We start from the raw sequence: 19,339 nt of genomic DNA, 5'->3' as shown, positions 1-19,339 counted from the left end.
TTCAATCCTGCTCCCAACCGGCAACTTCCTGCACCCGACGGGCAAGTGAGAGGGGCCGCTTTTGCATAGAGTGGCGACTCCTACACACACAAGGAAGATAACAACAATGAAACACCACTCGCTCTCCCGAACCCGTGTCGCCCTCGCCATCGGGGCCCTGCTGCTGGCAGGGTGCAACGACAACGACTCCACCCCCAAGCCCGAGCAGCCCGTTCTGGGCCACCGCACCGTCACCCTCATCGAGCAGGACGGCCTGCAATTCAAGGATCTCGATGGCAGCGGCACCCTGACCCCCTACGAGGACTGGCGCCTCGGCGCCGCCGAGCGGGCCCGGGATCTGGTGGGCAGGCTCACCCTGGCCCAGAAGGCAGGGCTGATGATGCACGGCACCCTGGTGCTGGACGGGGCGGGGCGGGTGAACCTCGCGGCCATGGACAAGATGCTGCGCGAGGACGGGGTCAACACCTTCATCACCCGCATGGCCGGTGATCCGGCGGCCATCGCCGCGGACAACAACACCCTGCAGGCCCTGCTGGAAGGGGTGGGATTCGGCATCCCCATGACGGTGAGCACGGATCCCCGCAACCACTTCACCCATGATCCCAACGCCACCAGTATCGGTGCCGGGGCCTTCTCCCAGTGGCCCGAGACCCTGGGGCTGGCCGCCATCGGTGATGCCGCCCTGGTGCAGCGCTTTGGCGACATCGCCCGTCAGGAGTACCGGGCCGTCGGCATCCACGAGGCCCTCTCGCCCCAGGCGGATCTCGCGACCGAGCCGCGCTGGGGCCGCATCAACGGTACCTTCGGGGAAGACAACCTGCTCGCCAAGTCCCTGGTCAAAGCCTACATCGAGGGCTTCCAGCAGGGGAGCGAGGGGATAGGCAAGGAGAGCGTGGTCACCGTGGTCAAGCACTTCGCCGGGGCCGGTCCCCAGAAGGACGGGCTGGATGCCCACAACCCCTGGGGCAAGGAGCAGGTCTACCCCGGCGGTCAGTTTGCCTACCACCTGGTGCCCTTCGAGGGCGCCTTCGAGGCCAGGGTGGCCGCCGTGATGCCCTATTACGCCATGCCCCTGGGCCTGACCCAGGATGGGCAGCCCGTCGAGGAGGTGGGGTTTGGCTTCAACCGCCAGATCATCACGGATCTGTTGCGGGGCCACTTCAAGTTTGACGGCGTGGTGCTGAGCGACTGGGGCATCGTCAATGACTGTGACAGCCGCTGCGAGCAGGGGTTGACCCAGGATGAGGTCAATGCCGGGGTGAGCCCCTGGACCGTGCCCTTTGGCATGTCCTGGGGCGTGGAGAAGCTCACCAAGGCCGAGCGTTATGCCAAGGCCATAGACGCCGGGGTGGATCAGTTCGGTGGCGTGGAAGATCCGGCTCCCCTGCTGGCGGCGGTGCAGAGCGGTCTGGTGACCGAGGCGGCCATCACCACCTCGGCCGAGCGGATCCTGGCCCAGAAGTTTGCCCTCGGGCTCTTCGAGAATCCCTATGTGGATGCCGAGGCCGCGGTGGCCCTGGTGGGCAAGGCCGAGTTCCAGCAGGAGGCCCAGGCCGCCCAGGCGGCGTCTCACGTGCTGCTGAAGAACGAGGGGGCCCTGCTGCCGCTGAAGGCGGACGGCAAGCGGGTCTATCTGCACAATGTCAACGCCGAGGTGGCCAGGGCCAACGGCTATACGGTGGTGACGAACCTGGCCGATGCGGAGCTTGCCATCGTGCGGGTCAACGCCCCGGGCGAGCAGGATCCCCGCTTCCCGTTTGGCAGCATCCACTTCGGCCAGCTCGGCTTTGCCAGCAATGATCAGGTGGTGCAGGAGACGGCCCACGAAGGGGTCTACCGCGGCGCGGATGACTATGCCGCCATCCAGGCCATCGAGCAGGCCGGGGTGCCCCTGGTGCTCTCCGTCTATCTGGACAGGCCCGCCATCCTGACCGAGGTGGCCCCGGCGGCCCGGGTGCTGCTGGCCAACTTCGGCGCCCTGGATCAGGCCCTGTTCGATGTCATGAGCGGGACCCAGAAGGCACGCGGCAAGCTCCCCTTCGAGCTGCCCTCGAGCTGGCAGGCGGTGCTGGCCCAGTCCCCGGACGTGGCCAAGGACTCACAAAGCCCGCTCTATCCCTACGGGGCCGGTCTGGCCTATTGACGGACAGGGATGTTCTGTCTCTCATCAAGGCGCCTTCGGGCGCCTTTTCCATTGCCCCCATCGACAATCCCGGTTTGGCGCAAGGGGTTGGCTTGGGCATAATGGCGCCCCGGCAACGGGTGCGGTGGCCAGTGTGGCGGGCACCCGGTCACAGTGCACAGGAGATGAGATGAAATTTATCGGAGCCCACGTCAGTGCGGCGGGCGGGGTGGAAAACACCATCGCCCGGGCCAAAGCCATCGGGGCCAATGCCTTCGCCCTGTTTACCAAGAACCAGCGCCAGTGGCAGGCGGCGCCCCTCTCCGAGGCCAGCATTCGCGCCTTCAAGGCCGCCTGCGAGAAGGAGGGCTTTCGTCCCGAGCAGATCCTGCCCCACGACAGCTACCTCATCAACCTGGGTCATCCCGACCCCGACGCCCTCGCCAAGTCCCGGGATGCGTTTCTGGACGAGATGAAGCGCTGCGAGCAACTGGGGTTGTGCTACCTGAACTTCCACCCGGGCAGCCATCTCAAGCAGATCCCCGAGGCGGTGAGCCTCAAGCTGGTGAGCGAGTCCATCAACTGGGCGCTGGAGCGCAGTGAAGGGGTGACGGCGGTGATCGAGAATACCGCAGGCCAGGGTACCAACCTCGGCTGGTCGTTCGAGCACCTGGCCACCCTCATCGACGGGGTAGAGGACAAGAGTCGGGTCGGCGTCTGCTTTGACACCTGCCACGCCTTCGCCGCCGGTTACGATCTGCGTACCCCCGAGGGGTGCGAGGCGGTGTTTGCCGACTTCGACCGCATCGTGGGGTTCCAGTACCTCAAGGGGATGCATATCAACGGCGCCAAGTGTACCTTCGGTAGTCGGGTCGACCGTCACCACAGCCTGCGGGAGGGCAACCTCGGCGAGGCGGTGTTCCACCACATCATGAACGACGACCGATTTGACGGCATCCCGCTTATCCTCGAGACCATCGACGAGTCCATCTGGGGCGAGGAGATAAGCTGGCTGCGCAGCCTGGCCGGGAGCCCGCGCCCGGCGTGATGCCGGGGTCCACCATTGGGTAGCAAGGAGAGACGATGCACGACGAGACAAGGGCGCCCCTGCGCTTTGGCATTGCCGGGGCGGGGGCCATCGCCCGGCGTTTTTGCCGCGATGTGAACGGGCACGCCAGGGGAGCCGAGGTGGTGGCCATCGCCGCCCGGGACCAGGGACGGGCGGACGAGTTCGCCCGGGATCTGGGGCTGCCCCACGCCTATGGCGGCTATGAGGCCCTGGCCGCCAGCCCCGAGGTGGAGGCCGTCTATGTGGCGGTCATCCACCCGGAGCACGCGGGCCTGGTGAGGCAGATGCTGCTGGCGGGCAAGCACGTACTGGTGGAGAAACCGGCGGTGACCCGGGTAGCGGATTGGGACGCCCTGGTGGCGCTCGCCCACGCACGGGGCCTGCTGCTGCTCGAGGCCATGAAGGTGATGTGCTTTCCCGCCATGCGCGCCCTGTTGCAGCGCCTGCCCCTGCTGCCGCCGCCGCGCGAGCTGCGGGCGGCGTTCGGTTCGGCCCAGCCCAGGGTGGGCAAGCTGTTCGATCCGGCGCTGGATGGCGGCGCCGCCTGGGACGTGGGGGTCTATCCCCTCTGGCTCCATGCCGCCCTCTGCCATCGGCTGGGGTTGGGCTGCCCCGTCCCCGAGGTGACGCTGACGCGGGCTCCGGGGGAGGTGGATCTCGCCGCCAGCTTCACGTTCGATGAGCCGTTTCGGGCCGAACTCGGGGCCTCCATCATCGAGGATCTCGAGCGGGAAGCGTCCTTGTCCGGGGAGGGGTGGCGCCTGGTCATCGAGGGCAAGTGGTGGAATCCCCAGCACATTCGCTGGCAAGGGGGGCCTGCCCCCGTCATCTGGCCGGCGGACATCTATCTGCCGGTGGAGGGGGGCGGCATGCAGCACGAGGCGGATCACTTCGCCGATTGCCTGCGCCACCGGCTGCTGGACTCTCCCTGGGTGCCCCAGGCCGTGACCCGGCAGGTGCTCGGCTGGATTGAAGGGGGACTCGCCGGCTGAGGCCGGGGAAGGGCTGAGGGCCGAAGGGCTCATCGGCTGAACGACAAGGGCGCCAACGGCGCCCTTGCTGCATCCGAAGGGCTTCTCACGCCAGGGTCTGGGCGCGGCAGAAGGCCAGGAAGCGGCGCAGGGCGGCGGAGTGGAACTTCTGCTTGTGCCAGACGAGGGAGAGCTGGCGGGGGAAGCGGCGACTCGGGGTGAGGGCCACCAGGCGCCCCTGTGCCAGCCGATCCGCCACCGCGAGGCGGGAGATGAAGGAGATGCCGAGCCCCTTCTCCACCGCCAGCATCACCGCCTCCAGGGTATTGAGCTCTATCCCCGCCTGCCAGCGGGGCAGGTGGGGCTGGAGCTGCTGCTCGAACTGCTCGCGGCTGCCGGATTGCGCCTCGCGCAGCACCCAGGTTTCCCCGGCAAGCCGGCGCAGGGGCAGCTCGAGCTGATCCGCCAGGGGGTGACCGGGGGCGGCGATGATGAGCATCTCGTCCTCCAGCCAGGGTTCGCTCACCAGGTCCGGGTGGTGGTTCTCCCCCTCGATGAGGGCGAGATCCAGTTCGAAGTGGGCGAGGGCATGGCACAGGAGGTGGGTGTTGGCGATGGTGACCCTGGGGGCGGCCCCCAGCTCCTGGGCCCCCTCCGCCAGCAGGGCGGGCAGCAGGTAGTTGCCGATGGTCTGGCTGGCCCCGAGGTGCAGCTGGCCGCTCGGCTCGGCATCGGGGCTGAAGAGCTGCTCTATCTCCTGCATCCGGGTCAGCAGCTCCTCGGCGGCCGGTTGCAGCAGACGCCCCTCGCTGTTGAGCTGAAGCCTCGGGTGCACCCGGTCGAACAGGGGCGTGGCGAGCTGGCGCTCCAGCTCCTGCAGCGACTGGGAGACGGCCCCCTTGCTCAGGCAGAGTTCATTGGCGGCGCCCCCCAGGTTGCCGTGGCGGGCGATGGTGGCAAACACCTTGAGTTGTTGCAGGGTGAGCTTCATATCGTTTGATTTTCCTAAACGCTAAGTTCAATTCATTTAGATATCGTAAACGATAGACCCCCTTTATCCTATGCCCATCGTCATCATCAAGAGGGTATCCGCCATGATCGCAAGAACCCGCCGCTCCCTGGCCGCCGCCCCGACCCCCATGGCCGGTCTGGCTCTGGGGATCGCCAGCCTCGGCTGGTGCTGGGAAAATGCCGGTCAGTTCGATGGCCGTCTGCAACTGCTGGGGGCCGCCATCGCCGCCGTGCTGCTCCTCGTCCTGACCTTCAAGTTTCTGATCCACCCGCGCCTGCTGTGGCAGGATCTCGCCCATCCCGTGGTGGGCAGCGTGGTGCCCACCTACGCCATGGGGACCATGGTGGTCTCCAAGGCGGTCGGCCTGCTCGCCCCGACCCTGGGGCAGGGGCTCTGGCTGTTTGCGGTCGTCGTCCACCTCGTCTTCCTCGCCACCTTCGTCTGGCACAGGGCCAAAGCGTTTGAAATCCATCACATGGTGCCGAGCTGGTTCGTGCCGCCGGTGGGGATCATCGTGGCTGACGTGGCCTACCCGGGCGGTCCCTTCGCATCCCTGGCCACCGGCCTGCTCTGGTTCGGCATGGCCTGCTACGGCCTGATGCTGCCGCTGATGCTCTATCGCCTCATCTTCAGCCACGAGGTGCCGGATGCCGCCAAGCCCACCATCGCCATCCTGGCCGCCCCGGCGAGCCTGTCGCTGGCCGGCTACCTCACCGTGAGCCAGGATCCCTCCCTGCTGCTGGTGGCGGTGCTGCTCGGGATTGCCGTGCTGATGACCGGCATCATCTACCTGGCCTTCATCAAGCTGCTGCGTCTGCCGTTCTCGCCGGGTTACGCCGCTTTCACCTTCCCCCTGGTGATCGGGGCCACCGCCCTGTTCAAGGTGAGTCACCTGCTGTCGCAGTGGCCACAGGCGGCCCGCTATGCCGAGCAGCTCCATCAGCTGGCCTATCTGGAGCTGGGGGTGGCCACCCTGGTGGTGGGTTACGTGGCCCTGCGTTACCTGATGTTCTTCCTGCCGGCGGTGCAGGATGACCTGCCGGGGCAGCCCGCACGCCGCTAGGCACAAGGTTTTCATCCCCCCTCGTCATCGACCCCGCCCGTGCGGGGTCTGCCGTTCGTGATGCAGTGACACAGAGGGGAATCAAATGAAGCAGATTAATTTTGTCAATCCGTGAAGTGGCTTAAATAGTTGCCCATACAGGCGACATTCAGTTGGCGTTAACTGGTAATACCTGTCACGATGCGCGCCACTTTATCTTCCCATTGTTTTGTCGTGCCCCATGTCCTCATCTGATCCCGTGTTTGACGCCCGATTCCAGCCTCGTCTGCTGCACCCCCGTTACTGGTTGAGCTGGCTCGCCCTCGGCGCCATCGGTGTGCTCGCCTTCGTGCCCCCGCGCTGGCGGGATCGCCTGGCCGATGCTCTGACGCCCCTGGTATGCGCCATCTCGAAGAAGCAGATCTACATCGCCAGGACCAACCTCGCCATCTGCTTCAAGGAGAAGAGCGAGGCCGAGCGGGAGGCCATCCTGATGACCTCCATCCGGGTCGGCCTCAAGAGCCTGCTGGGCTTTGGCGAGTTCACCTGGCGCAGCCCCGCCCACGTGATGGGGCGGATCCAGGTCAGCGGCTGGGAACATATCGAGGCGGAGCAGGCCGCTGGCCGACCGGTGATCCTGGTGGTGCCCCACAGCTGGCCCATCGACGCGGCGGGCTACTACTTTGCCCAGCGGGGCCTGCCCATGTGCACCATGATGAAGAGCGCCCGCAACCCGGTGTTCGACTGGCACATCAACGGCGCGCGGGCCCGGCACGGCTGCCGCGTCTATGAGCGCAGCGCCGGCATCAAGCCGGTGATCAAGGCGGTGAAATCCGGTCTGAGCTTCTTCTATCTGCCGGATCAGGATCACGGCCGGGAGGCAAGCCTGTTCGCCCCCTTCTTCAACCACCCCAAGGCGACGTTGCCGGCCCTGCCACGACTGGTGAAGCTGACCGGCGCCCGGGCCCTGCCGGTGCTGGCCTGCTATGACGAGCAGGCGCACGGCTACCGGCTGGAGGTCGAGGCTCCCTACGCCGACTACCCGAGCGGGGATCTGATGGCGGATACCTGCCGCATGAACGACAGCGTGGAGCGCCAGCTCTGCCGCCACCCGGGCCAGTACATGTGGTTCCTCAAGATCTTCGACACCCGTGAGGATCAGGTGGGGCCGGATGGCCTCTACGAAGAGGGGATCCGGCGCATCCGCCGGGGCCTTGCTCCCCATCCCTGAGCCTTGCGCTCACCCGGTGCAAAAATGTGGCCCCAAGCGTGCCACTTTTTATTTCTAACTTGTCTGATCCGTGACTTGGCGCGGTGGCGCTGTGCAGGGCAGGGTAGAAAAAGTTGTCAGGATCACTAAAATGACGGTCTGTTTTGATGATTCGATGGCGACCATGTCCGCACAAGATCCGGTGTTTGATACCTCTTTTCATCCGCGCCTGCTGCACCCCCGTCTGTGGGGCAGCTGGCTGGCCGTCGCCCTGCTCTCCCTGCTGGCCTGGGTGCCGGCAAGGGCACGGGACAAGCTGGCCGACTACCTGGCCCCCCTGCTGCTGCGCGTCTCCAGGAAGCAGGCCTACATCGCCGACACCAACCTCAAGATCTGCTTCCCCCATCTCGACGAAGCGGGCCGTCAGGCCCTGCTGCTGAAATCCATCCGGGTGGGGCTCAAGACCTTCCTGGGCTTTGGCGAGCTGACCTGGCGCAGCACCGACTTCCTCAAGGGGCGCGTCAAGGTGAGCGGCTGGGAGCATGTGGAGGCGGAGCGGGCAGCCGGTCGCCCCATGATCTTCGTGGTGCCCCACACCTGGGCGGTGGACATGATTGGCCGCTACTTCCCCCTCCAGGGGATCAAGATGTGCACCATGATGAAAAGCCCCAAGGATGCGGTGTTCGACTGGTACATCAACCGCGAGCGCAGCAAGGGCGGGCGTATCTACGAGCGCAGCGTCGGCATCAAGCCCGCCATCAAGGCCCTGCGCAGCGGCGACAGCTTCTTCTATCTGCCGGATCAGGATCACGGCCGGGAGGCGAGCCTCTTCGTACCCTTCTTCAACCACCCCAAGGCGACCCTGCCGGCCCTGCCCAAGCTGGTGAAGCTGACCGGTGCCCGCGCCGTGCCCATTCTGGCCTGCTACGACGAGGACGAGGGGTGCTACCGGCTGGAGATCGAGGCGCCGTTCGACCCTTATCCCACCGCGGATCTGGTGGCGGACGTCAACCAGATGAACCGCATGGTGGAGCAGCAGCTTGGCCGCTTCCCCGAGCAGTACATGTGGTTTCTCAAGATCTTCGAAACCCAGGAGCACGATCAGGGCGAGGACGGTCTCTACGAGGCGGGGATCCGCCGCATCCGCCAGGGGCTGCCACCGGAACCTTGATCGACACGGCCCCCTTGCGGGCCGTTTCTGACAGGGGTGGCAGGCCACCAGCAAACAGGTGCAAACAAGGTGCAAATAGGGTAAAAGGGCGGTCATGAAAATTCCAAATCGAATCCAACCTCTGGTTGATGACGGCCTGGTGGACGATGTCATCAGCCGGCTGATGAGCGGCAAAGAGGCCGACGTCTATGTGGTGCGCTGCGGCGACGAGATCCGCTGCGCCAAGGTCTACAAAGAGGCGTCAAAGCGCAGCTTCAAGCAGGCCGTGGTCTATCAGGAAGGGCGGCGAGTGCGCAGCAGCCGCGATGCCCGCGCCATGGAGAAGGGCTCCAAGTACGGTCGCAAGCAGCACGAAGAGGTGTGGCAGAACACCGAGGTGGATGCCCTGTTCAAGCTGGCGGCGGCCGGGGTGCGGGTGCCCAGGCCCTATGTCTGCCTCGATGGCGTGCTGCTGATGGAGCTCATCACCGACGCCGACGGCAATGTCGCTCCTCGTCTCAACGACGTGGCCCTGACCCGTGAGCAGGCTCTGGTGGATCATGGCAAGGTGATCCGCTACGTGGTGCGCATGCTCTGCGCTGGCCTCATTCACGGGGATCTCTCGGAGTTCAACGTGCTGGTGGACGAAGAGGGGCCCGTCATCATCGACCTGCCCCAGGTGGTGGATGCCGCCGCCAACAACCAGGCCAGGGCCATGCTGGAGCGGGATGTCGACAACATGCGCAACTACTACGGCATGTATGCCCCCGAGCTGCTCAAGACCCGGTATGCCCGGGAGATGTGGTCCTTGTTCGAGGATGGCAAGCTGGGCCCCGAGACCGAGCTCACCGGCCTGTTCGAAGAGAGCCGGGAGGCCATCGATCTGGATGGCGTGCTGCACGAGATAGAGAGTGCTCAGGAGGAGGCCATGGCCCGCCGGGCCAGGTTGCAGGCGGAGCAGGAAGAGGAGTCCTGACGGGCCTTCATCCCAATCAACAAGAGCGCCATGGGCGCTCTTTTGTTTTGGACCCTGGCTCAGAGCCCGGTCAGGGGCGGCGCCTTGAGACGGGGCCCCTGGTAACCTGTCACCTCGCCAAAGCGCGGATGACCGCTCTCCCAGTCGGCGGCGGCGGTGCGAATGGCCTCCTTGTCGACGCTCACGAAGTTCCACCAGATCTGCAGCGGTCTGGGCAGGGGTTCGCCGCCAATGAGCAGCAGCCGGGCACCCGGGCGCAGGGTCAGCGCCACCTCCCGGTTGCCGGGGGGCAGGTAGAGCAACTGCTCCGGGGCCAGGGCCTCCCCTGCGACGATGGTCTCCCTCGCGAGGGGAAAGAGGCCGTGCTCGAAGGCGGGATCCAGGGGGAGGGTGATCTCGCCTCCCTCGGGGGCGTGCAGATCCAGCCCCAGAATGGGGGAGAAGTGCAGGGTGGGGGCGCGCTGGCTGCCGTGCTCGCCGATGAGCAGAGTGAGGGTGATCTCCCCTTGCTGCCAGCGGGGGAGCGTCGGGTAGTGATCGAAGCGGGGCGGGGTATGCTGATCCGCCTCTGGCAGGGCTATCCAGAGCTGGGCGGCGTGCAGATCGGGCTGGTTTGGGACCGACTCCTCGGTGTGGGCGATGCCCCGTCCTGCGGTCATCAGGTTCACCTGGCCCGGACGGATTACCTGCTTGCTGCCCAGGCTGTCCCGGTGGAGGATCTCCCCCTCCAGCATCCATGTGAAGGTCTGCAGGGCGATGTGGGGGTGGGGCCCCACATCCATGCCGGGGGCGCCGGGGGCAAAGCGGGTCGGGCCGATATGATCGAGAAAACACCAGGGCCCGATGGTGCGCCGCTCCTTGACCGGGATGGCGCGAGCCACCGGGATGCCGCCCACATCGGTGAGGCGGGAGGCAATGCGTTGCCACTGTTGTGTCATGGGGTGCTCCTTGTCGAGGAAAAGGTTGGCGCGCGCGCAGGCCGCAGCGTCTGCCGGGAGTTGGACATGCCGTCTCGCCCGGTGCCGGTGAGTGATGCCGAGGTTACTATGCCCCAATCCGGCGCCGGATGGCAAAGAGGGGGCACAGCGCCTGCCCTGAGGGCCCAGCCCGGCAATTGCAGCCGGGTACTGTATGAACGTACAATAGTCCCATTCCACTTTTGAGCCCGACCACCTGCATGACCGACATCCAGCCCCTTCCTCCCGTGACCCCGCCGCTCGACGGCTTCATCCTGACCCGCCATGGTCGGGATGTGCAGGGGCGTACCGAGATCGTGATGTGGCTCTGGAGCGCACAGGGACCGGTACGGGTGGTGGTGCCGGGGCAGGAGCCGGTCTTCTTCCTGCCGGAACGCCACCTGGAGGAGGCGGCCGAGCTCTTCAAGGGGGCCGGGGTGAGGGGGCGTTTTCGCCGCCTCCCCATGCACACCTTCGAGGGGAGCCGGGTGGTGGGCTGCTACTTTGCCACCCTGAGCGCCTTCCACCGCGCCATCGAGCTGCTGCTCATCCGCGGATTGGAGCACTTCGAGGCGGATATCCGCCTGCCCGAGCGCTTTCTCATGGAGCGCTTCATCACCGCCGGGATGCGCTTTGACGGCAAGGCGAGGCGAAAGGGGGGCAGGCAGGGTTACTGGGAGGTAAACGAGGCGCGCTGTGCGCCGCAGGCGGTGACGCCGACCCTCTCCTGGGTCTCCCTGGACGTGGAGTGCGCCATGGATGGCACTCTCTTCTCGGTGGGGCTTCATAGCGAAGAGGACGCGCGGGTCATCATGATTGGTGCCCCGGAGCCGGACTCGCAGGACTGGGAGACCCCCGTCGAGTGGGTGGCGGACGAGCCCGCCCTGCTCGGTGCCCTGGAGGGCTGGTTCAGCCTGCACGATCCCGATCTCGTCATCGGCTGGAACGTGGTGAATTTCGATTTTCGCCTGCTGCTGCGCCGCGCCGAACTCCACAAGCGGCGGCTGCGGCTCGGGCGCGGGCGGGAGCTCTGCTTCTGGCGCTCGTCCCGAAACGACCCCCAGAGCGGCAACGTCATCATCCCGGGGCGCATGGTGCTGGACGGCATCGATACCCTCAAGAGCGCCACCTGGCAGTTCCCGAGCTACAGCCTGGATGCGGTGGCGAGCGAGCTGCTCGGGCGGGGCAAGGACATCGAGGACGTGGCCAACCGGGGGGAGAAGATCACCGAGCTGTTCCACTCCGACAAGGAGGCGCTGGCCCGCTACAACCTGGAAGATTGCAGGCTGGTGTGGGAGATCTTCGATTTCTGCCACCTCATCCCCTTCGCCATCGAGCGCGCTTCCCTCACCGGTCTCGAGCTCGACCGGGTTGGGGGGTCGGTGGCGGCGTTCACCAACCTCTATCTGCCACGGCTGCACCGCGGTGGCTATGTGGCGCCCAACCTGCCGGCAGACGGCGGGCTTGCAAGCCCCGGCGGCTATGTGATGGACTCCAAGCCGGGGCTCTATCGCCACGTGCTGGTGCTCGACTTCAAGAGCCTCTATCCCAGCATCATCCGCACCTTCTGCATCGACCCCATGGGGCTGGTGGAGGGGCTCAAACACCCGGATAACGCCATTCCAGGCTTTCGCGGCGCCCTGTTCTCCCGAACCCGCCACTTCCTGCCGGATCTCATCGCCACCCTGTGGGCGGCGCGGGATCGGGCCAAGGCCGCCAGTAACAAGGCCCTCTCCCAGGCCATCAAGATCATCATGAACTCCTTCTACGGGGTGCTGGGGTCTGGGGGTTGCCGCTTCTACGACCCGAGGCTCGCCTCCTCCATCACCTTGCGAGGCCACGGCATCATGCAGCAGACCCGGGAGTGGATAGAGGCAGAAGGGTTCGAGGTGATCTATGGGGATACCGATTCCACCTTCGTGCACCTGGGGAGCGATATCCGTCTCGAACAGGCGGACGAGATTGGCCAGCGACTGGCGAAGATGATCAACGACAACTGGGCCGCGCTGATCAGGCGGGAGTTCGACCTGCCGAGCCATCTGGAGATCCAGTACGAGACCCACTACCGCCGTTTCCTGATGCCCACCATTCGCGGGCTGGAGAAGGGGAGCAAGAAACGCTATGCGGGACTGGTGGGCGAAGGGGAAGGGGAGCACCTGGTGTTCAAGGGGCTGGAGACGGTGCGCACCGACTGGACACCCCTTGCCAAGGCATTCCAGACCCGGCTCTACGAAATGGTGTTCCACGACCAGGATCCCAGCAGTTATGTGCGCACCATGGTGGACGAGACCCGGGCCGGCCGTCACGACGATCTGCTCATCTACCGCAAGCGGCTGCGCCAGAAACTCGAGGAGTATCAGAAGAACGTGCCGCCCCATGTGCGGGCGGCGCGCCTGGCGGACGAGGAGAATCTGCGCCGCGGCCTGCCCCAGCGCTATCAGCACAGGGGCACCATCGCCTACCTGATGACCCTGAACGGCCCCGAGCCTTTGGAGTACCGGCGCAGCGCCGTCGACTACGAGCACTACATCGACAAGCAGCTCAGGCCCATCGCCGACGCCATCCTTCCCTTTGTGGGGGAGTCGTTCGAGCGGATCTGCGGCCAGCAGCTCGATCTCTTCTGACGACGTGAGGTAAACGCGGAAGCCATGGCACGACAATGGCGGCCCGCAGGCCAGGAGGCAGATGACGGGGGAGAGCGGGTGTCAGAGCCGACCAATGCAAAAAGCCCGCTATCAAGCGGGCTTTTCAAATCTGGTGCGTCCTAGTGGATTCGAACCACCGACCCCCACCATGTCAAGGTGATGCTCTAACCAGCTGAGCTAAGGACGCAGGGTGCGCAAGGCGACTTTGTGTGTCATTGCAGGGGAGTGGTGGGTTTAATTGGATTCGAACCAACGACCCCTACCATGTCAAGGTAGTGCTCTAACCAACTGAGCTATAAACCCACATCTGTGTTCAACCGGATTCGAACCAACGACATTGCCTACGCCATGTCAAAGTACTGTTCTAACCGACTGAGCTATAAACCCACATCAAATTCATATCTGCAATTTATTCAAACTGTTATGGTGCGTCCTAGTGGATTCGAACCACCGACCCCCACCATGTCAAGGTGATGCTCTAACCAGCTGAGCTAAGGACGCATAACAGGGTTTCGTGATGGTGCGTCCTAGTGGATTCGAACCACCGACCCCCACCATGTCAAGGTGGTGCTCTAACCAGCTGAGCTAAGGACGCATCACGAAAAGTGGTGGGTTTAATTGGATTCGAACCAACGACCCCTACCATGTCAAGGTAGTGCTCTAACCAACTGAGCTATAAACCCACTTCATAAACCGGGCTGAAGACCCGTTTTATCCCGCCAGCACTGCTGGCGTGGTCGGCATACTACCCATGGCCCCCAAGGCTGTCAACAAGGGACATGCACAAAGGAGACTGTTTGCCCAGTTCTTGTGCAGCCTGTTGATTTTACAGGCGAGCCGCCCCAAAAGTGCGGCTCCCCGTGCCCCTGGCCGCGCCCTATTGCGCCCGAGAGAGGGCGGTGCAGGCTGCGGGGCTGGCGAAGCGGCCGTAGATGACGCGCAGCCGTGCGCCCAGCATCAGGGCGGCGGAGGTGAGACCGACGATGAAGCCTATCCAGAAGCCCTGCGGGCCCATGCGCGGTACCACCCAGTCGGTCAGCCCCAGGATCATGCCGGTGGGCAGACCCAGCCCCCAATAGGCGACGATGGTGACGTAGAAGATGGCCTGGGTATCCTTGTAACCGCGCAGGGCCGCCGCGGCCACCACCTGCACCGAATCGGAGATCTGGTAGATGGCGGCGAAGAAGAGCAGGGTAGCGGCGAGGCCGATCACCTGCAGGTCGTCGGTGTAGATCCCTGCGATGGGGTCGCGCAGCAGCACGGTGAGGGCGGCGGTCGCGGCGGCGACGCCCATGCCCAGCATCAGGCCGGTGCGGGCGGCGACCCTGGCCTGATCCGGTTGACCTTCCCCTATGTTGTGACCGACCCGGATGGTCACACCGACACCGATGGACAGGGGCAGCATGAAGACCAGGCTGGAGAAGTTGAGCGCAATCTGGTGACTCGCCACCGTCTCCGCGCCGAAGGGGGCCAGCATCAGGGCCACCACGGTAAACAGGGTCACCTCGCAGAAGATGGCCATGGCGATGGGGAACCCCAGGCGGAACAGGCGCCAGATCCGGCTGCCGTTGGGGCGTGCCAGCTGGGCGAACAGGTTGATGCGCTTGAAGTGGGCAGAGCACTTCACATAGACGATCATCGCCAGCAGCATGGCCCAGAGCACGATGGCAGTGGCCACGCCGCAGCCGACGCCGCCGAGTTTCGGCATGCCGAAGTGGCCGTGAATGAAGATGTAGTTGGCGGGGATGTTGACCGCGAGCCCCACGAAACCGATCACCATGGTCGGCATGGTGTGGGAGAGCCCCTCACTGAAGTTGCGCAGCACCTGGAACATCACGAAGGCGGGCAGGCCCCACAGGATGGCGTGCAGGTAGCCGGCAGTCTTGGCCGCCATGACGGGATCCACGTCCATGAATTGCAGTGCCAGGGGGCTGAAGTAGAGTGCCACCATGGCGATGGGCGTGACGATGAGGGCGAGCCAGAAGCCCTGGTGCACGGCGGGGCGCACCTCGTCCTGCTTGCGGGCGCCGTTGAGCTGGGAAACGATGGGGGTGAGGGCCATGATGATGCCCTGCACCAGCAAGATGATCGGCAGCCAGAAGCTGGACGCCACCGACACGGCGGCAAGATCCACGGCGCTCACCTGTCCCGCCATCACGGTATCGACGAAGTTCATGGCGATCTGGGCCACCTGGGCGACCAGAATGGGGCTGGCTAGACGAACGAGCTGCTTCGCCTCGGACCAATAACGTTGCACTGACACCTCCGAGTGGATCAGATAAAAGAGAAAGAGCGGGCAAGAGAGATGGGCTTTTGCCTCCTCGTCCTGAGGAGACAAAATGCGGGGGTGTCATTCTAGCCTGAAAAACCGCCAACGGGGAAGGTCGGCGGCAGATTTGTAGCCGGGATCAGGCGTCTTCGTGATCGCTGATCAGCAGGTTGGCCGCGGCATAGGCCGCCTGCTCGCGCAGATCCGCCGGTACCCGCTCGTCGGAGGCCACGGCGTTGAGCGCCCGTATGCTGGCGGCGATGGCCTGGGGCACATAACCCTGTTCACCGGAGCCAATCTGGTTGTAGGCGATGCGAATGGCTTCACAGCATTGATATACCTGCATTTTTGTTTCCTCATTCAGTCTGGATTGATTGGGGTCACTATAGCGATCGCGCTTCTCCTTGTCAGCCGGCACCCTTGTCTTGCAAGGTGGCCGGGGGTAACCTGCCGACAATTTTCACAGCCTGGAGAGACTCATGTTCACCGGCATCGTACAAGGGACCGCCGAACTGGTGGCCATCGATTCACTGCCCAATTTTCGCACCCACGTGATCCGCATGCCTAGCCCGGCCTGGGGCGAGGGGCTGGCCCTGGGGGCCTCGGTGGCCCACAACGGCTGCTGCCTGACCGTCACCCGGGTGGAGGGGGATCTGGTCAGCTTCGATCTGATGCAAGAGACTCTGCGCCTCACCAACCTTGGACAACTGGTGGTGGGTGACAAGGTCAACGTGGAGCGGGCCGCCCGCTTTGGGGACGAGATTGGCGGCCATGCCATGTCCGGCCACATCATGGGCACGGCCGAGGTGACCTCGGTCATCGACACCCCCAACAACCGCCAGGTGTGGTATCGCCTCGATCCTGCGCTCATGAAGTACGTGCTGACCAAGGGCTACATCGGCATCGACGGCATCAGCCTCACCGTGGGCGAGGTACGCGCCAGCGAGTTCTGCGTCAACCTGATCCCCGAGACCCTGGCCCGGACCAACCTGGGCTGGGTCAAGGCCGGCTGGCAGACCAACATCGAGATTGACCCCCAGACCCAGGCCATCGTCGACACGGTGGAGCGGGTGCTGGCGGCGCGCCAGTAACCACCTGAGCGCTGCCCCCAGGGTTCGAAGAGGAGGGCGGCATCACGGGAAAGGCGCCCTCTTGTGGAAGAGGCGCCGCCCCAGAGCCTTGGAGACTTCCCTATGTTTGTCGTGACATTGACTTATGTGAAACCGCTGGCGGAGATCGATGCCCTGATCCCGGCCCACATTGCGTGGCTGGAGCGGCAGTATGCCGCAGGCCATTTTCTGGCATTCGGGCGTCAGGTACCCCGAGTCGGGGGCGTCATACTGGCGCAGGGCGTGAGCCGAGACGCCCTGGAGGCGATGCTGGCAGAGGATCCCTTCAAGCAGGCAGAGGCGGCCGATTATCAGGTAGTGGAGTTTGTTCCGACCATGACGTCGGCGAAGGCGGCGTGCTTGAGGGAGGCGTGATCCAGCCTGACGATGGCACCAGAACAAACGGGACCCACAGGGTCCCGTTTGTTTTTGTCTGTGTCTGGACAGGGGGATTCAAAACAGCTGCTCGTCGTCGGCATCCACGAAGAGTTGCAGGCAGTCGCGAGCTTCATCCCGGTGCAGCCGCAGGTGAATGGGGTTGCAGCAGGCCATGCAATCTTCGTAGAACTCCTGATCCCCCTGGCTGGCATCCAGCTCGACCCGGGTGTGGTGGCCGCAGTGGGGGCAGACGATACGCTTGCTGGTGTATTCGATCATGGTGACCTCCTCGGGCCCGTGGGCCGTCTCTGTGCTCCTGCTGATTCTAGTCGCCACAAGGCGGCGCAACCGCGAGCAAGCGCACGTTTATGAGCGGGCTCAAGGGAGGCAGGAGGTCAGTCCGCCAGGATGTTGCCTACTTGACCCAGCCGGCCAGCATCTCTGCGTTCAGCTCGGCAAGAGAGCGCAGCTCGTGGTTGGCGATGGCCAGACGGGGATCGCCGACCAGCGCCGGGTCTGGCACGATCAGCGCCGTCATGGAGGCTGCCTTGGCCGCCAGCAGGCCGGTGAAGCTGTCCTCGATGGCGAGACAGTGCACAGGCTCGACGCCGAGCTTCTCGGCGGCGTGGATATAGACATCCGGGTGGGGTTTGCCAAAGCGCTCCACCTCGGCGGAGTGGACCGCCATGAAACGGTCCTGGATGCCGAGTTTGCCGAGCACCGCCTCGACCATGGCAAACGGGGAGGAGGTGGCGAGCCCGATCTTGAGCCCTTGGGCCTCGATGAGGTCGAGCGCTTCCAGCACCCCGGCCTTGGGTTGTCCCTCTTGCAGGATGAGCGCGATCACCTGATCCAGAATGCGCTGTACCACCTCTTCCTGGCTGGGGCTGCTCCAGGGGCGGATCCGGTACCAGTGGGCCACCAGCTGATCGATGCGCACCCCTATGGTGGAGTTGCAGTCCTCCTCGGTGTGGAAGTGGCCCAGTTCGGCGAAGACGGCCATCTGTGCCCGTTGCCAGAAGGGTTCCGAGTCGATCAGAACACCATCCATATCGAAGATCACGGCAGTTAACATCTTGTACTCCTGACATAGGTGAAGGGGGGATTATAAGCCCGGTGCTTCAATGGGAAAGGGGCAGTCACCTGCCCCTTGCGCCGGATCACGCAGATAAACGTTTGTTTTTGCGTGGTAAAGCGGATTGCCTAGAAGAGTACCTCGACTTGGGCTGCCACCGTCTTGGCCTGCTCCACGGCTTCCTGGCAATCCTGCCCACGGGCGAGCGCCACCCCGAGGCGACGACGACCGGCGATCTCCGGCTTGCCAAAGAGACGCAACTGGGCACCGGGCACCAGGGCCAGTGCCTCGCCGATCCCCTGATAGCGGATATCCTGGCTGTGGCCCTCCCGCAGCACCACGGCAGAGGCGCTCGGGCCGTACTGGGTGATGGTGCCGACGGGCAGCCCCAGGATGGCGCGCACGTGCAGGGCGAACTCGGAGAGATCCTGGGAGATCAGGGTCACCATGCCGGTGTCGTGGGGGCGGGGGGAGACTTCGCTGAACCACACCTCGTCACCCCTGATGAAGAGCTCGACCCCGAACAGACCGTAGCCGCCAAGGGCTTCGACCACCTTGGCCGCCACCTCCTTGGAGCGGGCCAGGGCCAGCTCGCTCATGGCCTGGGGCTGCCAGGATTCGCGGTAGTCGCCATCCTCCTGACGATGGCCGATAGGCTCGCAGAAGTGGATGCCATCGACGGCGCGCACCGTGAGCAGGGTGATCTCGTACTCGAAAGGAACGAAGCCTTCGACAATCACCTTGCCACGACCGGCACGGCCCCCCTCCTGGGCATAGGTCCAGCTTTCATCCAGCCTGGTGAGATCGCGCAGCAGGCTCTGGCCCTTGCCGGAGGAGCTCATCACCGGTTTGACCACGCAGGGGAGGCCGATGGCCTCGACGGCGGCCACAAACTCCTCCTTGCTCTGGGCAAAGCGGTAGGCAGAGGTGGGCAGCCCCAGGGTTTCGGCGGCGAGGCGACGGATCCCCTCCCGGTTCATGGTGAGCTGGGTGGCGCGGGCATTGGGCACCACCTTGACCCCTTCCTGCTCGAGGGCGGCCAGGGTGTCGGTGGCGATGGCTTCAATCTCGGGGATGATGAGGTCGGGCTTGACCTCGGCCACCAGGGCGCGCAGGGCGGCGCCATCCAGCATGTCCAGCACGCGGGCCTGGTGGGCCACCTGCATGGCGGGGGCGTTGGCATAGCGGTCGGCGGCGATCACTTCGATACCGAGCCGCTGCAGCTCGATGGCGACCTCCTTGCCGAGTTCGCCTGATCCCAGCAGCAGGGCGCGGGTCGCAGTGGGGCGGGTGGCGGTTCCAAACATCTGATCTCTCCTGAGGTCGGTGGTCAGCAGGGCTGATCCGGGTGAGCA

17 protein-coding genes and 5 tRNA genes are annotated in these 19,339 nt (G+C 64.8%); 10 read left to right on the top strand and 12 right to left on the bottom strand.

The window, feature by feature from the left end:
* Window positions 1–106 precede the first annotated feature (106 nt).
* From C2U30_RS03615 to C2U30_RS03605, 3 genes are all read left to right on the top strand, one after another.
* Window positions 107–2,143, top strand: coding sequence for a glycoside hydrolase family 3 protein (locus C2U30_RS03615; protein ID WP_103243184.1), 2,037 nt, complete (start codon window positions 107–109; stop codon window positions 2,141–2,143).
* Between the two features lie 169 nt (window positions 2,144–2,312).
* Entirely contained in the window at window positions 2,313–3,170 is an 858-nt protein-coding gene (gene nfo, locus C2U30_RS03610; protein ID WP_042880583.1) for a deoxyribonuclease IV, read from the top strand.
* A 35-nt stretch (window positions 3,171–3,205) separates the two neighbouring features.
* A complete protein-coding gene (locus tag C2U30_RS03605; RefSeq protein ID WP_103243183.1) occupies window positions 3,206–4,183 on the top strand; it encodes a Gfo/Idh/MocA family protein in 978 nt (325 codons plus the stop codon).
* An 85-nt stretch (window positions 4,184–4,268) separates the two neighbouring features.
* Here C2U30_RS03605 and C2U30_RS03600 read toward each other — a convergent pair whose 3' ends face one another.
* Window positions 4,269–5,153, bottom strand: a complete 885-nt coding sequence (locus C2U30_RS03600) for a LysR substrate-binding domain-containing protein (RefSeq protein ID WP_039039086.1) — start codon at window positions 5,151–5,153, stop codon at window positions 4,269–4,271.
* Between the two features lie 103 nt (window positions 5,154–5,256).
* Here C2U30_RS03600 and C2U30_RS03595 point away from each other — a divergent pair, with 103 nt between their 5' ends.
* The 4 genes from C2U30_RS03595 to C2U30_RS03580 all read left to right on the top strand — a co-directional run bounded on the left by C2U30_RS03595 (window position 5,257) and on the right by C2U30_RS03580 (window position 9,552).
* Window positions 5,257–6,237: a TDT family transporter gene (locus C2U30_RS03595; protein WP_069651447.1), complete on the top strand. Its 981-nt coding sequence runs from the start codon at window positions 5,257–5,259 to the stop codon at window positions 6,235–6,237.
* A gap of 220 nt (window positions 6,238–6,457) precedes the next feature.
* Window positions 6,458–7,447, top strand: a complete 990-nt coding sequence (locus C2U30_RS03590) for a lipid A biosynthesis (KDO)2-(lauroyl)-lipid IVA acyltransferase (RefSeq protein WP_010674623.1) — start codon at window positions 6,458–6,460, stop codon at window positions 7,445–7,447.
* A gap of 154 nt (window positions 7,448–7,601) precedes the next feature.
* Complete coding sequence (locus C2U30_RS03585; protein ID WP_103244640.1) at window positions 7,602–8,597, top strand: LpxL/LpxP family acyltransferase; 996 nt, start codon at window positions 7,602–7,604, stop codon at window positions 8,595–8,597.
* Window positions 8,598–8,691: 94 nt separating this feature from the next.
* A complete protein-coding gene (locus tag C2U30_RS03580) occupies window positions 8,692–9,552 on the top strand; it encodes a PA4780 family RIO1-like protein kinase (RefSeq protein ID WP_029314478.1) in 861 nt (286 codons plus the stop codon).
* A 59-nt stretch (window positions 9,553–9,611) separates the two neighbouring features.
* Here C2U30_RS03580 and C2U30_RS03575 read toward each other — a convergent pair whose 3' ends face one another.
* Complete coding sequence (locus C2U30_RS03575) at window positions 9,612–10,490, bottom strand: pirin family protein (RefSeq protein WP_103243182.1); 879 nt, start codon at window positions 10,488–10,490, stop codon at window positions 9,612–9,614.
* Window positions 10,491–10,729: 239 nt separating this feature from the next.
* Between C2U30_RS03575 and C2U30_RS03570 the strand changes: the two genes are divergently transcribed.
* Window positions 10,730–13,132, top strand: coding sequence for a DNA polymerase II (locus C2U30_RS03570; RefSeq protein WP_039039090.1), 2,403 nt, complete (start codon window positions 10,730–10,732; stop codon window positions 13,130–13,132).
* 131 nt (window positions 13,133–13,263) lie between these two features.
* On the opposite strand, the gene C2U30_RS03565 is transcribed toward C2U30_RS03570, so the two are convergent.
* The 7 genes from C2U30_RS03565 to C2U30_RS03535 all read right to left on the bottom strand — a co-directional run bounded on the left by C2U30_RS03565 (window position 13,264) and on the right by C2U30_RS03535 (window position 15,768).
* Window positions 13,264–13,340 (bottom strand) — tRNA-Val (locus C2U30_RS03565).
* Window positions 13,341–13,379: 39 nt separating this feature from the next.
* A tRNA-Val gene (locus C2U30_RS03560) sits at window positions 13,380–13,456 on the bottom strand.
* A 121-nt stretch (window positions 13,457–13,577) separates the two neighbouring features.
* Window positions 13,578–13,654 (bottom strand) — tRNA-Val (locus C2U30_RS03555).
* Window positions 13,655–13,671: 17 nt separating this feature from the next.
* Window positions 13,672–13,748 (bottom strand) — tRNA-Val (locus C2U30_RS03550).
* 11 nt (window positions 13,749–13,759) lie between these two features.
* A tRNA-Val gene (locus C2U30_RS03545) sits at window positions 13,760–13,836 on the bottom strand.
* 194 nt (window positions 13,837–14,030) lie between these two features.
* Window positions 14,031–15,410 carry an MATE family efflux transporter gene (locus tag C2U30_RS03540; RefSeq protein ID WP_029314480.1) on the bottom strand — a complete coding sequence of 460 codons (1,380 nt, stop codon included), beginning with the start codon at window positions 15,408–15,410 and terminating at the stop codon, window positions 14,031–14,033.
* 151 nt (window positions 15,411–15,561) lie between these two features.
* The gene (locus C2U30_RS03535) at window positions 15,562–15,768 is read right to left on the bottom strand and encodes a YaeP family protein (RefSeq protein ID WP_010674629.1); all 207 of its coding nucleotides are present in this window, start codon (window positions 15,766–15,768) and stop codon (window positions 15,562–15,564) included.
* Window positions 15,769–15,901: 133 nt separating this feature from the next.
* Between C2U30_RS03535 and C2U30_RS03530 the strand changes: the two genes are divergently transcribed.
* Together C2U30_RS03530 and C2U30_RS03525 are read left to right on the top strand one after the other, a co-directional pair.
* A complete protein-coding gene (locus tag C2U30_RS03530; protein ID WP_048207609.1) occupies window positions 15,902–16,513 on the top strand; it encodes a riboflavin synthase in 612 nt (203 codons plus the stop codon).
* A 102-nt stretch (window positions 16,514–16,615) separates the two neighbouring features.
* Complete coding sequence (locus C2U30_RS03525) at window positions 16,616–16,906, top strand: YciI family protein (protein ID WP_103244639.1); 291 nt, start codon at window positions 16,616–16,618, stop codon at window positions 16,904–16,906.
* A gap of 78 nt (window positions 16,907–16,984) precedes the next feature.
* Here the strand turns inward: C2U30_RS03525 and C2U30_RS03520 are convergent, their stop codons facing one another.
* From C2U30_RS03520 to purT, 3 genes are all read right to left on the bottom strand, one after another.
* Window positions 16,985–17,188, bottom strand: coding sequence for a CPXCG motif-containing cysteine-rich protein (locus C2U30_RS03520; protein WP_005336871.1), 204 nt, complete (start codon window positions 17,186–17,188; stop codon window positions 16,985–16,987).
* Window positions 17,189–17,324: 136 nt separating this feature from the next.
* Window positions 17,325–17,984, bottom strand: a complete 660-nt coding sequence (hxpB, locus tag C2U30_RS03515; RefSeq protein ID WP_010674632.1) for a hexitol phosphatase HxpB — start codon at window positions 17,982–17,984, stop codon at window positions 17,325–17,327.
* Window positions 17,985–18,112: 128 nt separating this feature from the next.
* Complete coding sequence (purT, locus tag C2U30_RS03510; RefSeq protein ID WP_103243181.1) at window positions 18,113–19,291, bottom strand: formate-dependent phosphoribosylglycinamide formyltransferase; 1,179 nt, start codon at window positions 19,289–19,291, stop codon at window positions 18,113–18,115.
* Window positions 19,292–19,339: the final 48 nt, after the last annotated feature.

Source organism: Aeromonas sp. ASNIH5, from assembly GCF_002902865.1.
In the GTDB taxonomy this organism is placed as follows: domain Bacteria; phylum Pseudomonadota; class Gammaproteobacteria; order Enterobacterales; family Aeromonadaceae; genus Aeromonas; species Aeromonas caviae.
This window is presented reverse-complemented; position numbering and strand designations above follow the sequence as displayed.

Coding starts and splice junctions, on each gene's coding strand:
- C2U30_RS03615 (WP_103243184.1), top strand. CDS start 107: ATGAAACACCACTCGCTCTCCCGAACCCGTGTCGCCCTCGCCATCGGG.
- nfo (WP_042880583.1), top strand. CDS start 2,313: ATGAAATTTATCGGAGCCCACGTCAGTGCGGCGGGCGGGGTGGAAAAC.
- C2U30_RS03605 (WP_103243183.1), top strand. CDS start 3,206: ATGCACGACGAGACAAGGGCGCCCCTGCGCTTTGGCATTGCCGGGGCG.
- C2U30_RS03600 (WP_039039086.1), bottom strand. CDS start 5,153: ATGAAGCTCACCCTGCAACAACTCAAGGTGTTTGCCACCATCGCCCGC.
- C2U30_RS03595 (WP_069651447.1), top strand. CDS start 5,257: ATGATCGCAAGAACCCGCCGCTCCCTGGCCGCCGCCCCGACCCCCATG.
- C2U30_RS03590 (WP_010674623.1), top strand. CDS start 6,458: ATGTCCTCATCTGATCCCGTGTTTGACGCCCGATTCCAGCCTCGTCTG.
- C2U30_RS03585 (WP_103244640.1), top strand. CDS start 7,602: ATGGCGACCATGTCCGCACAAGATCCGGTGTTTGATACCTCTTTTCAT.
- C2U30_RS03580 (WP_029314478.1), top strand. CDS start 8,692: ATGAAAATTCCAAATCGAATCCAACCTCTGGTTGATGACGGCCTGGTG.
- C2U30_RS03575 (WP_103243182.1), bottom strand. CDS start 10,490: ATGACACAACAGTGGCAACGCATTGCCTCCCGCCTCACCGATGTGGGC.
- C2U30_RS03570 (WP_039039090.1), top strand. CDS start 10,730: ATGACCGACATCCAGCCCCTTCCTCCCGTGACCCCGCCGCTCGACGGC.
- C2U30_RS03535 (WP_010674629.1), bottom strand. CDS start 15,768: ATGCAGGTATATCAATGCTGTGAAGCCATTCGCATCGCCTACAACCAG.
- C2U30_RS03530 (WP_048207609.1), top strand. CDS start 15,902: ATGTTCACCGGCATCGTACAAGGGACCGCCGAACTGGTGGCCATCGAT.
- C2U30_RS03525 (WP_103244639.1), top strand. CDS start 16,616: ATGTTTGTCGTGACATTGACTTATGTGAAACCGCTGGCGGAGATCGAT.
- C2U30_RS03520 (WP_005336871.1), bottom strand. CDS start 17,188: ATGATCGAATACACCAGCAAGCGTATCGTCTGCCCCCACTGCGGCCAC.
- hxpB (WP_010674632.1), bottom strand. CDS start 17,984: ATGTTAACTGCCGTGATCTTCGATATGGATGGTGTTCTGATCGACTCG.
- purT (WP_103243181.1), bottom strand. CDS start 19,291: ATGTTTGGAACCGCCACCCGCCCCACTGCGACCCGCGCCCTGCTGCTG.